Source organism: Terribium retamae (assembly GCF_022347545.1).
GTDB classification, from domain to species: Bacteria; Pseudomonadota; Alphaproteobacteria; order Rhizobiales; family Rhizobiaceae; genus Mesorhizobium; species Mesorhizobium retamae.
On the sequence record NZ_JAKREW010000011.1, the window covers coordinates 55,285 to 69,320 of the forward strand.

Below are 14,036 nucleotides of genomic sequence, written 5' to 3' on the forward strand. Positions count from 1 at the left end.
ATGCGCATTGTTGCAGCCCTCGGGGGAAACGCGCTGCTGCGGCGTGGCGAGCCGCTCACCGCACAAAACCAGCGCAAGAACGTCAGGCGCGCCGCGTCCGCTTTGGCAGCTTTGATCAACGAGGGTCATTCGCTGGTGGTCACCCACGGCAACGGCCCACAGGTCGGCCTGCTTGCGCTCCAATCCGCAGCAACATCCGACACAGAAGCCTTTCCGCTGGATGTGCTGGGTGCCGAGAGCGCCGGCATGATCGGCTACATGATCGAGCAAGAGCTCGCCAATCTCGTCAGCGCAAAATCGTTCGCGACATTGCTGACCTTGATCAAGGTTGACCCGCGCGATCCGGCGTTCGCGCATCCAACGAAGCCGATAGGGCCCGTCTACGACGAAGCGATCGCAAAGCGGCTTGCTGGCGAGCGTGGCTGGGTGATCGCGCCCGACGGCGACAGATGGCGTCGCGTCGTGCCCTCCCCACGCCCTCTTGAGATACTGGAAGTATCGGTCATTTCGTATCTGGTCGAGCGCGACGTCGTCGTCATCTGTACCGGAGGCGGTGGCATCCCGGTGATTGCCCGTGACGACGGCAGCATGGTCGGCATTGAAGCCGTCATCGACAAGGACCTGGCAAGCTCGCTTCTGGCGCGCCAGTTGAAGGCTGACATGCTGCTCATGCTGACAGATGTCGATGCCGTCTATGCCGGTTACGGCACATCCGATCAGCGCGCGCTCGGCAAGGTTACAACGACAGAACTGATGGGCCACGACTTCCCGGCCGGCTCCATGGGTCCCAAGGTCAGTGCCGCAATCGAGTTCACCGAAGCGACCGGCAAACCGTCTGCGATCGGGCGCCTCGAAGACGCGCTCGAGATCGTCAAGGGGCTTCGAGGTACCCGGATCGACACCTGACCTGCCTGCGCAAATCCCTCCACAAGAGGCTGGCTTTGCCGGCGGTGCAATTGCACACGCCGTCAGGCGTTCAGTTGCTTCCGCCAAAAAAGTTTGAGGCCTTGCAGCGCACCGACCAGCACAACGGCTGCGACAAGCACTGCCGACAGATGAGCAAGGTTTGGCAGACCAACCTGGAAAAGTGCAGTGGCGGGCGGGAAGGCGAACACCAAGCCAAGCAGCACGAGATCGATGGCTACGACAGCCACAAAGGCGCGATTGCGTCGGCGCAGGCCCGCAGACGCATCGAAAGTACGATCGACCAAGACCAGTCCTACAATCGACACGATGAGCGATATGAAAGTAAGCGCACGCACCTCGTTTTCCGCAATACCAAAGTGGAGGCTCAGCAGATAGACGCTCGCAACCATCGTCAACGCCAACGCGCCCTGGGTAAAGCTCCAGGTCATCAGCGAGCGACTAAACAAGGCTTGCTGTGGATCGCGTGGCGGCCGATCCATGACGTTGTCTTCCTCGGATTCCGCTTCGAAGACGAGCGAACAGAGCGGATCAATCACCATTTCCAGGAATGCGATGTGCAATGGCCCGAAGACGATCGGCAGGCCAAACAGCAACGGCACCAGCGACAGGCCCGCGATCGGGACATGGACGGCGGTGATGAAACTCATCGCCTTGCGCAAATTGTCATAGATGCGGCGGCCCTGGCGGATCGCCATGACAATCGAACTGAAATCATCGTCCAGGAGAACGATTGAAGATGCCTCGCGGGCCACGTCTGTGCCGCGCCCGCCCATGGCAATGCCGATATCGGCCGCCTTCAGCGAAGGAGCATCGTTGACGCCGTCCCCCGTCATCGCAACGATCTCACCGTTGGCCTTGAGTGCCCTGACGATCGCCAGTTTTTGGTCGGGCATCGTTCGCGCAAAGACGCTCGTCGTCTTGACCGCCTGCAAGAGGGCTGCTTCATCCATCGCGCGAAGCTCTTCGCCGGTGACGACGGCGGCAGCGTCGAGCCCGGCCTCGCAAGCGATCGCTTTGGCGGTGACGGGATAATCGCCTGTGATCATGACCACCCGGATGCCAGCTGAGCGGCAGCTGGCGACAGCGTCCGGGACCTCCCTACGGAGCGGATCAGCCAACCCGACGAGACCCGCGAACTCGAACACAAAGTCGGCCTGATGGTCTGGCAGATCCGACCGGTTGTGGCGGGCGCATGCCACCCCGAGAACCCTCAGTCCCTTACCCGCCATAGCATCGGCGGATTTGCGGACCGCATTGGCGCGATCCTCGGGAAGATTGCAAAGCCGGATGATTGCCTCCGGGGCACCTTTGGCAGCAATCAGGTAAGTGCCATTGCCGCCAGTTGGTCGCCAGGCGTTGGACATGGCGAGAAGCTCAGGACGAAGTCCGTAAGAACGAAACAATCGCCACTCGCCAACGCCTAGACAGTTTCGTGCGTTTCTTAGAGCGAGTTGGTGAAACGCCTTCTCCATGGGATCGAAAGGCACTTCGGCACAAGCGAGAGCACCCAGTTCGACAAGGTTGCAAAAGGCCGGCGGAACCTCGCCGATGGTATCGATCGGCCGAAAGACATCGCCGCCTGGCGTCCTCAATTCCGCGACCGTCATCTGGTTTCGCGTCAGCGTCCCCGTCTTGTCGGTGCAAAGGACGGTCGCTGATCCAAGCGTCTCGATGGCCGTGGTCTTGCGGGTGAGCACTCGCACCTGCGACAGGCGCCAGGCGCCCATGGCCATGAAGATGGTCAGCACCATGGGAAATTCCTCGGGCAGCATCGACATGCCCAACGCAATCCCCGCCAAAGTGGCGTCGAGCCATTGTCCGCGGAACCAGCCGTGCAGCAGAACCGCGAAAAGACTGACAACGACGCCAATCACTGCAAACAGCCTGACGATCTTTCGTGTCTGTTTTTGCAGTCGAGGCGCCTCGCTTTCCAAGGCGCTCAGAGACTGCCCGATCGCTCCGATTTCGGTGTGGATTCCAGTTGCCAGGGCTTCACCTAGACCGGAACCGCGAACGACAAGGGTCCCGGAAAAGACGACGGGCAGGTCATCCCCGCCCGGTCGTGGTTTTGCAGCGCGGTCGATGAGCGCTGCCGCATTCTTGCGCACCGGTACGAATTCGCCTGTAAGAAGCGACTCGTCCGCCTGAAGATCATCAGCTTCGAGCAGCACCATATCCGCCGGCGCCCGGTCGCCCTCCGCAAGCACCACGATATCGCCACGGACGACTTCGCGCCCGGCAATCCGCCGACGCTGGCCTTCGCGCACGACCAGTGCGCGGGGGCTGGCAAGATCGCGAAGCGCCTCCAGGATACGCTCCGTGCGTGCCTCCTGCACGATGGTGATGACGATCGACAAGCTCGCGAAGCACAGCAGAATCAGCGCCTCCTGCAGATCGCCAAGCAGCAGGTAGACGCCGCCTGCCCCCAACAGCAGCGCGAGCATCGGTTCGCGGATGACCTCGGCGGCAATTTTCAGCGGTGTCCGTCGTCCTGATTTGGGCAGTTCATTGGGTCCCTCGGCGACAAGCCTGGACCTGGCTTCCGCTTCACTGAGGCCGGAGAGCTTCCGGCCGCTTTTCGGGACGACACGACAGCCGTTCGACTGCTGCTTGAACGCAACCTCGGACATAGGCTTGGGTCCTGAGACAGAGCGATTTCGCGTCGTCTAGTGAGACATCAAGACCGGCATGCGCAGGTCCGAGAAGACCCCCTCGGTCGCTCCGCCAAGAACGATATCCCGCAGACGGGAGTGGCCATAGGCGCCCATGACGAGGAGTTGGCCGCCTATCTTCTTGGCATGTCGCTGAAGCACAACACCGATCGGATCCTGACCGGCAAGGATGGACTCCGCCTTCGCGTGGAACCCTCGTGCCTTCAGGCCAAGTGCCAGGCGCTCGGCACTGTCCTGACGCGGCAGAACCTTCTCGTCGACGACGCTAACGATCGATATCTGCTTGGCCCGTTCCAGGAAAGGAGTGGCATCGGCCACTGCTCTTGCAGCCACCCGGCTTCCATCCCAGGCCACCACAACGTGTTCAAGATCGCCGACCTTTTCTGAATCCGGAAGAAGCAATGTGGGGCGCCCCGAGCTGAAGACGACCTCTTCGGCAACCGACTGCAAAGCCTCGCTGTCGCGTGCCCATCCGGCCATGCAGAGATCGAAATAGCGTCCCTCCGTGGCGGCCAATTCTCCCATCAATCCGGGCGCCGCCTTCAGCTCCTGTGTGGTCAAAGTGACCTTGTGCTGCACGGCTTCCGTCGCGACCGCGTCGAGCAAGGCCTTGCCACGGCTCCTGCTGGCAGTCTCGGCCTCGCGGATCTTGGCTGGAAGGTCGAGCAGCAGGGTGGATAGCGCGTTCGAGACATCCGGGATGTTGACATCGATAACTGCCGCATCGAGCACGGCGCCCAACTGGCTGGCCACTGCCACCGCATTGGCCGCGATCTTGGGGTCCGGCGTGTCCGGATAAGTCGGCAAGAACAGGCAGGTCAAGGTCTGCATTGGTTTCATCTCCTTTGCGTCACATCAACATGGGCGGCAGTCTTTCGCCTTGACGCACATCAAGTTCGATCAACCGGCAAGCCGGTTTAAGGGTTGGAATTCATCTTGAATGATTGCCAAAGAGAGCCGGCGCGAAGCCCGCAGGCATTTTGTCTCTCGAAGCAGTCGCCGCCTGAGAACGACGCCAACGCCAACGTTTTGGCGCGGCGCGTTTGCGCGACAACTTGCATATGACGGCAAAGAATTGGCGCCAAAGGTTGAGCCTGCGACGGCTTAGAGCCGAGCAACCAGCGCGATGAGCGGGCTAGGCCATCGCAATCGTGTTCTTGATCGATTCCACCGAGTGTTTGACAAGATCCTTGTCGACTTCACCCACCAGCTTCGCCTCGAGCGCGGGCTTATAGTGCTTGCGCATTTCTCCCAGGGTGCGCGGATCGGCCACGACGAATAGATGCTGGTAGCTCGTTTCTAGCGCCTGATCGTTTAGATAGGCAGCCACCGATCCGGCGAAATCATCTTCATGCAACCGCGCCTCGTCCGGATTGGCAGTCGAACTGCGATGCCGGCCGCCTGACCCGGTATGGGTTCTCTCCAAGGCAGGATCATCGATTTCGATCAGGTCAAGGTGAGGTTCATGGCCTTTGCTGTGAAACAGTCGCAACCGCTCACCGTCCGTGACCGCGACAAGGGTATCATTGTTCAGGATCATCTATCTCTCCATGGCAACCGACCGGAGCAATCGGCTGAAGACAGAGAATTGCCTTTCGTCCGGCAACGCCTTGATTTTGATCAAAAGGAAGCAGGTTGTGTGTGGGCCGGCACGTTTCCATGATGCCGGCTTCAAATCAGGGCCGTCAGCGCGCCAAGAATATCGGCAACGGCGGATTGTCGATTGCTGAACGGGTCGCACCGCCGAAGATGCGTTCGCGCAGCCGGGAATGACCATAAGCACCCATGACCATGAGGTCGGCTGCGGTGTCGATCGCGTGCCGGAACAGAACAGCAGCCGTAGACTGGTTTGAACTTGGCAGACGGTCCACCGTGACCTTCACGTCATGGCGCACCAGATACGCCGCGATATCGGCTCCAGGTTCCTGGCCGTGGTGGCGCTCATCTTCGATCGGATCAACCATGACAATGCGTACCTCGTCAGCGCCGACAAGCATGCCGAGCGCCTCACGCACTGCCCGCGATGCCTCCAGGCTGGCGTCCCAGGCGACAAGGATGCGCTTTGGCTTCAGGGTCGCTCGCGCGCCCTCCGGGACCAGCAGGAGCGGTTTGCCCGACCAGAACAGTGCGCCTTCGATGACCCGCTTCTTCAAGGTGTGGGTCGCCAGCAACTCCGGCCCGATCACCGTCAAGTCGGTGTAGCGTGCCCGCCGCCCGATGATGTCATCGGCCCAGGCTTCCTCCGGATAGTCGCTGCTCAAGTCAGCCGACACAGCCGTTTGCGACAGCATTTTGGAGACGACCGAAGTTCGCCTTTCCAGTTGTTGCATCTCGGCCTCACGCTCTTTCAACCAGGCTGTGGACACAACCGCGGCGTATTCGCCTCCGGCGGGTGGAGAGGCGAGCACCACAACAAGAACCGAAAGATGCGCGTTGATCTCCTCACACAGTTTCGCGGCAAGCTTCAGATCGTCTTCGCCCTGACGGGCTCCTGTAACCGTCAGCACTGATTTGAACGGCATGGCAAAATTCCTTTTCCGCTAAGTTTCACGAAGAAGCCTAGCCGTAGCTGATCGACCGAAATCTTCATTGCGCTGCGTCAAAAATAAAAAGCGGCGCGGCTTGATGTTGATCAACGTGGGCTCGCGGCTGCGACGCTAACTTTTTCAACGTTTCGGAGAACTGTCGCGAGAGAACGTCCATGAACAGGGCCGTCAGCAATCCAGCGCAAATGCCGTCTTCAGCAGGAATGCAATCGGGTGCATCGGATCCTAACAATGCAAGACACGGAGACCCTGGATGATCACCGAAAACCAGCAGCCGGTGATTGAGATGATGTCAAATCCGGCCAGCTACGGTAAGCTGGGTCCCGTTGAGAAGATTGAAACCCACATTTCCCAGATATTCCTGGTCGGGCAACGAGCCTTCAAACTGAAGCGGGCGGTCAAACTGCCCTATGTCGATTTTTCGACGCCTGCCCTCCGGCTTGCGGCATGTGAGAAAGAGGTAGAACTCAATTCCGAGACCGCACCTGGTCTCTATGTGGGCGTGCGGCGCATCACGCGCGATGGCGACCGGATTGCCCTGAATGGAACCGGCGAATTGATCGATGCCGTCATCGAGATGGTTCGCTTCGACCAGTCCGGACTTCTCGATCGCATGGCCATTGCCGGCAAGCTGACGCCTGGCTTGATGACACAGGTCGCGCGGATGGTGGTGCGTTATCACCGCGGTGTTCCAGCCGTCCATTCCGGCAGCGGAACATCGAACATCGGTGGCGTGCTGGATATCAACGCGGCTGGTTTTGCAAGCAGCCATGTCTTCGATACGGTGGAAATCAGGACACTCACGGAAGCTTTTCGAACCGCACTCGCGCGTCATTCCCGCCTGCTTGATGAACGCGAGGCCGCTGGGCGTGTCCGGCGTTGCCATGGCGACCTGCACCTGCGCAACGTCTGCCTTTTGAACGGCGAACCCCATCTGTTCGACTGTATCGAGTTCAACGATCAGATCGCCACGATCGACATCCTATACGACCTTGCGTTCCTGCTGATGGATCTCTGGCATCGCGGTTTCCCCCAGTTCGCCAACCTGGTGATGAACCGCTATCTCGATGAGGCCGACGAAGAAGACGGCTTTATCCTGCTGCCGTTCTTCATGGCCGTGCGCGCAGCGGTTCGCGCGCATGTGACGGCAACTCAGGTGGAGGAAGGCAGCGCGGACGGCGCAAGACTGGCCGCCGAGGCAAGATCTTATTTCGAGCTTGCCCGCTCATTGCTCGCTGAAAAGCCGCCGCGCCTGATTGCAATCGGCGGATTGAGCGGCTCCGGCAAGACGACAGTGGCCGAGGCAATTGCCCATGCGATCGGCGCACCACCCGGTGCGCGGATCATCGAGAGCGATCGCATCCGCAAGGCCCTGCATGGCGTGCCGGCTGAGACAAAACTCCCCGACAAGGCTTATCGCCCGGAGGTTTCCGAACGGGTCTACCGCCAGATTGCATGGCGCAGCGACCTGATCCTCGCCCAGGGTGGTTGCGTCCTGGCCGATGCCGTCTTCGACAAGCCAGGCAACCGTGACAGCATCGAGCGGGTCGCTCGCGACAGGTCCGTGCCCTTTACAGGCTTTTGGCTGACGGCTGACCCAGCGATACTTTGGTCCCGCATCCGCGAGCGCAAGAACAATCCTTCCGATGCCACGGTCGACATCCTGTCCAGGCAATTGCAGCGGGATGTCGGGCAGGTCAGTTGGCGTGCAATCAAAACCGATCGGCGTATAGAAGAGATCGGATTGGAAATACTAAAATCCCCAACCTCTAAACACCGACCTCAACCTCATTGAGATTGCTGGCGAAAGCTGGCGTATTGACCTCCAACGTGGCCACGGACAGCCCGGGCTCGCTGGGATGGTGCGACAGCGAGAAGCCGAACTCCCGGCACATGGCCAACATCTTGTGGTTCTCGTTGAGAACGATACCCTCGATCCTGTCGAGATGCTCGGCCTTGGCATAGGCGATGATTTGCTTCAGCAATTCCCATCCGAGCCCGTGACCTTGCAGGTCGGTCCGCACGAGAAGGGCATATTCGCCTGTCGTATGATCGGGGTCGCAGCAGAGCCGGCCGATTCCGGCCAGCTTGCCAGTGCCTTCTTCCAGCGCGGCGAAAGCGATATCGCGGTCATAGTCGAGTTGTGTGAGCCGCTTCAGCATCTGGTCGGGGAAATTCTTGCGTGGCGCGAGAAAGCGTAGCCGAAGATCCCCTGGCGAGACTTTAGCCAGAAACTCAGGATAAAGCGTCACGTCTGCCGGCATGACAGGCCGCATTTGGAAGGACATGCCTGCCGTTACGAAGTCGCGGCTCCATCCCGCTGGATAGGGCCTTATGGCAAGGGCCGGGTTCGGTCCGACTTCATCCACACGCTCTGGGTTAATTTCGATACGGGCGTCCAGTGCAATCGCGCCGTTGGCATCAACAAGCAGCGGATTGACGTCGAGAGAAACCAGGCAGGGAAAATCGACGACCATTTGTGACAGGCCGGTCAACGCGGCCATGATCGCCGCCCGGTTGGCCGGAGCGCGGTCGCGATAGCCGGCAAGCAAGCGGCCTATGCGGGTCGCATCGATCAAATCGGCGGCCAGCACGTCATCAAGCGGCGGCAATGCGATGGCCGTATCGTTCACCACCTCGACCGCGACGCCGCCAGCGCCAAACAGCATGACGGGGCCGAACATCGGATCCAGATGCATGCCCAGGATGAGTTCCTGGCCATCCTTCCGCACGATCATTTCTTGAACGGCGAAGCCATCCACCTGTATTTGCGGTGACCGTCCAGCGAGGCGTTTCTCGATCGCTTTCGCCGTCCGTTCGGCTTCGTCGGCACTGGCGATATCGAGAGCCACGCCGCCAAGGTCGGATTTGTGGGAGACCATTTTCGAAAGCAGTTTGACGGCTACGCGTTCCGTGCCCTTGAGCAGGTCATCGGCCGCTTGCGCCACCTCTGCAGTCGAATTGGCAACGATGGTTTTCGGGATTTCGATGCCGTAGAACGCGATCACCGCTTTCGCTTCCGGCTCTGTCAGCATGCTGCGTCCTTCAGCTGCGGCCTGCCGCAAGATCGGATAGACCGCTGCCCTGCGTTCGAGGGGGCTCTCGCTCTGGCTCGCGGGAACACGCAGCAAAGCTCGCTGGGCGCGTGACCATTCACTGAGATAGGTCGCCGCGGTCACCGCATCCTCCGGCGTTTCGAAATTCGCGATGCCGGCTTCGGTCAGGATACGCCTGCCTTCGCGTGCGCTATGCTCGCCGAGCCAGCAGGCAAGCAGCGGCTTGCCAGCGATCCTGCCGCCTGTTCCAAGGTCCGCCACCGCCTTGGCCGCATCAGCCGAAGAACCAAGGCCGGTTGGGCAGTTCATGACCAGGATTACGTCCGTTTCCGGATCAGCCGACAAGGCCTCAAGCGCTGCCTCGTAGCGTGTTGGTGCTGCGTCACCGACGATGTCGATCGGGTTTGCGTGCGACCAGGTCGATGGCAGGACGCGGTTGAGCTCATCGATCGTGGAAGGTGCCAATGCAGTCAGTTCACCGCCACGATCAATGAGCTTATCGACGGCGAGCACGCCGGCGCCGCCGCCATTGGTGACTATGGAGAGCCGGGCCTGTTCAAGCGGCGAGTGGTGGGCGAGCATTTCGGCTGCGTCGAACAACTCTGCAAGATCCTGTACGCGCAGAACCCCGGCTCGTCGCAACGCGGCATCGACCACCTTGTCGGCCGCCGACAAAGCCCCGGTGTGGGTCGCCGCGGCCTTGGCCGCCTGTTCGTGCCGACCAGGCTTGATGGCAATGACGGGCTTGAGGCGAGCAGCAGCGCGTGCCGCCGACAGGAACTTGCGCGGACTGGTGATCGTTTCGAGATACATCACTATCGCGCGTGTGTGGATGTCCCCTGCCAGCATGTCGAGGCAGTCACCAACATCGACGTCGGCCATGTCGCCAAGTGACAGGATTCGCGAAAAGCCGATATTGTTGTCGGCCGCCCAGTCGACCAGCGACGTCGCGATCGCACCGGACTGCGAGAGCAAGGCGATGTTGCCGGCCCCGGCCGGCGTGTGGGCAAAACTCGCATTGAGCTTTGCAGGAGGAACCATCAGGCCGACCGTGTTCGGACCGATGATGCGCAGGAGCGAGGGTTTGGCCGCATCGAGCATCGCTTGGCGCAGGCCGTTCTCGCGCGTGAGCCCCGCTGTGATGACGACGGCTGCCCGTGTGCCTTTCTCTCCCAACTCGCGAATGAGGCCAGGAACGGTATCGGGTGGGGTCACGATAACAGCCAGGTCCGGGATATCCGGTAGATCGGCTACTCTTGCGTAGCAGCGACGATCGCCGATCTGCTTATATTTCGGATTGAGCGGCCATATCTTCCCCTCAAAACCACCACCGACAATATTGTCGAACACCACGCGCCCGACCGACCCCACGCGGATGGACGCTCCGATCACAGCGACCGATCTCGGCGAGATGGCGCAGTCGAGATTTCGAATTGTCATCGGGCGGTCTCCTTGTCGCCAGTTTCACCGGGCGCGACGAACATTCCTTGAGTTGGATCAAAGCATCGTCGGCTTCTTCCGGTTAGCTGGCGATGCGACACTCACCCGTCGGTCCGTCGCAGGCGATCGTCGAAGGAGCATTCGATGAGCTACTATTTCAGCAAAAATCTCGCCATGCCGTTCGCAGAGGCGGTCGACCTCGTCACCCGGAAGCTGGCAGGCAAAGGCTTTGCCGTGCTGACCAGAATCGACGTCCAGGAGACCATGAGGGCCAAACTCGGCGAGGAATTCCGGCCCTATGTGGTCCTCGGCGCTTGCAATGCGCATTTCGCATGGCGCGCGCTGCAAGCGGAAGACAAGATCGGTGCGCTGCTGCCCTGCAACGTGATTGTGACCGAGCTGGCAGCGGGCCAGGTTGAGATAGCAGTGGCGGATCCCGTAATCGCAATGGGCGTCATAGCCAATCCAAAGCTTGCTGCCGTCGCGCAAGGTGTTCGGGAGTTGCTGCAGGAAGCAATCCGTGAGCTCTGAGGGCTGCTTCCAATGAACGAGTCGACAGTGCGGCTCGCACTTTTGATCATGGCGGTTCTTGGGCTCGTGGTCGGACTTGCCATCTGGTCGGCCGGGCAAGGCCCGGTTCAGCCAACGACAATCTGGGCAATAGCTACCCTGCCCGTCGTTATCATGCTGGTTGTATCGATCCTGCGTGATTTCTTGATTGGGCGCATGGGCGTCGATGCGATAGCGCTCGTGTCGATGTCGGCGGGACTGCTTCTTGGGCAGCCGCTGGCAGCCATAGTCGTTGCCATCATGTATGCCGGTGGTACCGTACTGGAGGATTTTGCGCGCGGCCGCGCAGAACGAAGCCTGCAGGCCTTGGTCGACCGCGCTCCACGCATAGCGCATAAAAAATCGACCACCGGCACAGAAACGATTTCCGCCGATCAAGTCGCCATCGGTGACGAGCTGTTGGTACGCGCCGGCGAATTGCTTCCGGTCGACGGAATACTGATCGACCCCTCAGCCTTACTCGATGAATCCGCTGTCACCGGAGAACCGCTGCCGGTACGGCGCATTGCCTCGGATCCTCTGCACAGCGGCACCGTCAATGCCGGAGAGACCTTTTCGATGCGCGCCTCGGCGACGGTCGGGGAAAGCACCTATGCGGCGATCATGCGTATGGTGACGGCTGCGCAGACCGCCAAGGCTCCCTTCATTCGCATCGCGGACCGACTCGCCCTGCTGCTGCTTCCACTCACTTTGCTGGTGGCCGCGCTTGCCTGGTATCTTTCCAATGATCCGATCCGGGCCTTGGCGGTCCTGGTGGTGGCAACGCCCTGCCCGCTGATCCTGGCAGCCCCAGTTGCATTTATCGGTGGCGTGTCCCGTGCCGCACATGTTGGTATTTTGATGAAGGGCAGCACCGCTCTGGAGGCGCTTGCCAGGATAAGGACCGCCATCTTCGACAAGACAGGCACATTGACGACTGGTGGCGCAGAGCTCATCGAGATCGACCTTGCCCCTCATCAGCGAGCTGACGAGCTTCTGCGGCTGTTGGCTTCACTTGAGCAAGCCTCGCATCATGTGCTGGCGAGCTCTATCGTCCAGCTCGCCCGCAGGAAAGGCCTTGTGCTTTGCCAACCGCATCAGGTTCGCGAACATCGTGGGGAAGGTCTTGAAGGGCAAGTCGACGGCACGACAGTGTCCGCGGGTTCACGGCCGCTTGTCTTGGCAGACAAACCGCTGCCGTATTGGGCCCAGGACGGCGAAGAGCGGCATCGGGACGCGGCGGTACTCAGGGTCTTCTTGGCCTTGAATGGCGAACTTGTCGGTATCTTCACGTTCGCAGACACGCTCCGGGCTGATGTTCCCGACACGCTCGTTGCGTTGCGGACCTGTGGTGTGAACAGGATCATGCTGCTTACTGGAGATGACGACACAGCCGCCAACAAGGTCGCAGCCTCGCTCGGTCTCGATGCCACAATCTCCAAGGCCACGCCTGCAGACAAGGTCAGAACGGTTGAGGTAGAAAAGCGCGCGGCGCCGACAATGATGATCGGCGACGGCATTAACGATGCCCCCGCCCTCGCCGCTGCCGATGTCGGCATCGCCCTGGCGTCTCGGGGTGGAACCATTTCATCCGAGGCGGCCGATGTCGTCATTCTCACCGACAGGGTGCAGCCAGTGGCAGAAGCACTGCTGATTGCCAAGCATACGCGGACGATCGCGCTTCAGAGCATCACCGTGGGGCTGGCCCTATCCGGCGCAGCAATGATCTTTGCTGCCTTGGGCATGATCACACCAGTCGCCGGCGCATTGCTCCAGGAGGGTATTGATGTTGCTGTGATACTCAATGCATTGCGCACGCTGGGTGGGACAGATGTAAGTGCATCTCGGCAAAAGCGTGCAATCAAGGCTGCAGAACCGCAGCCCCGTTGAGCCTGCCCATGCGCAGGTCATCAAGTGCCTGGTTCGCGTCTTCAAGTCGATAGGTTGTGGTGTAGGTGTTTACTCCCGCCTGTTGCGCAATTGGGAAGAACTCCCTCGCATCGCTACGCGTCAGATTCGCCACCGAAAGCACCTCTCTTTCCTGCCAAAGCAGTTCGTAAGGCATTGATGGGATATCGCTCATATGAATGCCACCGCAAACCACGCGCCCGCCTTTGCGCACTGCCCGCAACGCCGCAGGTACCAATTCGCCGACAGGGGCGAAGATAATCGCGGTATCGAGCTCAACTGGCGGCAACTCCTCGGATGTGCCTGCCCATTCCGCGCCCAATGAACGTGCAAATTCTTGCGCTTGGTGGTCGCCAGCACGTGTAAAGGCGAAAATCCTGCGCCGCTGCCAAAGCGCCACCTGCGTGATGATGTGCGCAGCCGCCCCGAAGCCGTAGAGCCCGAGGCGCTGCCCGTCGCCTGCCTTCTTCAGGCAGCGCCAACCGATCAGACCTGCGCATAGCAGCGGCGCCAGCGCCACAGGATCTGGGGCATCGAGATCGAAGGCGAAGGCTGCGTCGGCTACGACGTGACTGGCAAAACCGCCATCGCGCGTGTAGCCGGTGAACAGCGGTTGGTCACAAAGATTCTCCGCCTCGTGTGTGCAGTAGCTGCAACGCCCGCATGTGTGCCCAAGCCAAGGGATGCCGACACGCCGACCGAGACGGCCCGTGCTTACCCCCTGGCCGACGAGGTCTACAATTCCGACGATTTCGTGCCCAGGAACCAAGGGCACCGTCGGATTGGGAAGGTCGCCGTCGACGACATGCAGATCGGTCCGGCAGATCGCGCATGCTTCAACCCTCACCCTGATTTCGCCTGGCCCTGGGACCGGATCAGGGCGATTGACGAGAACCAGCGGCGTACGAGGCCTGTCCAATACCATCGCCTTCATGGAT

Annotated in this window: 10 protein-coding genes; 4 read left to right on the forward strand and 6 right to left on the reverse strand. The window is 60.6% G+C overall.

Going from position 1 to position 14,036, the window contains the following annotated elements; translation table 11 throughout:
* Entirely contained in the window at positions 1–906 is a 906-nt protein-coding gene (gene arcC / locus L4923_RS13540) for a carbamate kinase (protein WP_239365845.1), read from the forward strand.
* Between the two features lie 62 nt (positions 907–968).
* On the opposite strand, the gene L4923_RS13545 is transcribed toward arcC, so the two are convergent.
* From L4923_RS13545 to L4923_RS13560, 4 genes are all read right to left on the reverse strand, one after another.
* Positions 969–3,557, reverse strand: a complete 2,589-nt coding sequence (locus L4923_RS13545) for a cation-translocating P-type ATPase (RefSeq protein ID WP_239365847.1) — start codon at positions 3,555–3,557, stop codon at positions 969–971.
* 36 nt (positions 3,558–3,593) lie between these two features.
* Positions 3,594–4,430: a universal stress protein gene (locus L4923_RS13550; protein WP_239365849.1), complete on the reverse strand. Its 837-nt coding sequence runs from the start codon at positions 4,428–4,430 to the stop codon at positions 3,594–3,596.
* Between the two features lie 304 nt (positions 4,431–4,734).
* A complete protein-coding gene (locus tag L4923_RS13555; RefSeq protein WP_239365852.1) occupies positions 4,735–5,139 on the reverse strand; it encodes a host attachment family protein in 405 nt (134 codons plus the stop codon).
* Positions 5,140–5,284: 145 nt separating this feature from the next.
* Positions 5,285–6,121, reverse strand: a complete 837-nt coding sequence (locus L4923_RS13560; protein ID WP_239365855.1) for a universal stress protein — start codon at positions 6,119–6,121, stop codon at positions 5,285–5,287.
* Between the two features lie 277 nt (positions 6,122–6,398).
* On the opposite strand from L4923_RS13560, the gene L4923_RS13565 reads away from it, so the two are divergent.
* Complete coding sequence (locus L4923_RS13565; protein WP_239365858.1) at positions 6,399–7,940, forward strand: bifunctional aminoglycoside phosphotransferase/ATP-binding protein; 1,542 nt, start codon at positions 6,399–6,401, stop codon at positions 7,938–7,940.
* On the opposite strand, the gene L4923_RS13570 is transcribed toward L4923_RS13565, so the two are convergent.
* Complete coding sequence (locus tag L4923_RS13570; protein ID WP_239365861.1) at positions 7,915–10,641, reverse strand: bifunctional acetate--CoA ligase family protein/GNAT family N-acetyltransferase; 2,727 nt, start codon at positions 10,639–10,641, stop codon at positions 7,915–7,917. The genes L4923_RS13565 and L4923_RS13570 overlap by 26 nt on opposite strands.
* Before the next feature lie 144 nt (positions 10,642–10,785).
* Between L4923_RS13570 and L4923_RS13575 the strand changes: the two genes are divergently transcribed.
* Together L4923_RS13575 and L4923_RS13580 are read left to right on the forward strand one after the other, a co-directional pair.
* Positions 10,786–11,172: a DUF302 domain-containing protein gene (locus tag L4923_RS13575; RefSeq protein WP_239365863.1), complete on the forward strand. Its 387-nt coding sequence runs from the start codon at positions 10,786–10,788 to the stop codon at positions 11,170–11,172.
* 12 nt (positions 11,173–11,184) lie between these two features.
* Entirely contained in the window at positions 11,185–13,080 is a 1,896-nt protein-coding gene (locus tag L4923_RS13580; RefSeq protein WP_239365866.1) for a heavy metal translocating P-type ATPase, read from the forward strand.
* Here the strand turns inward: L4923_RS13580 and L4923_RS13585 are convergent.
* Complete coding sequence (locus L4923_RS13585) at positions 13,052–14,032, reverse strand: zinc-dependent alcohol dehydrogenase family protein (RefSeq protein WP_239365869.1); 981 nt, start codon at positions 14,030–14,032, stop codon at positions 13,052–13,054. The genes L4923_RS13580 and L4923_RS13585 overlap by 29 nt on opposite strands.
* Positions 14,033–14,036: the final 4 nt, after the last annotated feature.

Coding starts and splice junctions, on each gene's coding strand:
- arcC (WP_239365845.1), top strand. CDS start 1: ATGCGCATTGTTGCAGCCCTCGGGGGAAACGCGCTGCTGCGGCGTGGC.
- L4923_RS13545 (WP_239365847.1), bottom strand. CDS start 3,557: ATGTCCGAGGTTGCGTTCAAGCAGCAGTCGAACGGCTGTCGTGTCGTC.
- L4923_RS13550 (WP_239365849.1), bottom strand. CDS start 4,430: ATGCAGACCTTGACCTGCCTGTTCTTGCCGACTTATCCGGACACGCCG.
- L4923_RS13555 (WP_239365852.1), bottom strand. CDS start 5,139: ATGATCCTGAACAATGATACCCTTGTCGCGGTCACGGACGGTGAGCGG.
- L4923_RS13560 (WP_239365855.1), bottom strand. CDS start 6,121: ATGCCGTTCAAATCAGTGCTGACGGTTACAGGAGCCCGTCAGGGCGAA.
- L4923_RS13565 (WP_239365858.1), top strand. CDS start 6,399: ATGATCACCGAAAACCAGCAGCCGGTGATTGAGATGATGTCAAATCCG.
- L4923_RS13570 (WP_239365861.1), bottom strand. CDS start 10,641: ATGACAATTCGAAATCTCGACTGCGCCATCTCGCCGAGATCGGTCGCT.
- L4923_RS13575 (WP_239365863.1), top strand. CDS start 10,786: ATGAGCTACTATTTCAGCAAAAATCTCGCCATGCCGTTCGCAGAGGCG.
- L4923_RS13580 (WP_239365866.1), top strand. CDS start 11,185: ATGAACGAGTCGACAGTGCGGCTCGCACTTTTGATCATGGCGGTTCTT.
- L4923_RS13585 (WP_239365869.1), bottom strand. CDS start 14,032: ATGAAGGCGATGGTATTGGACAGGCCTCGTACGCCGCTGGTTCTCGTC.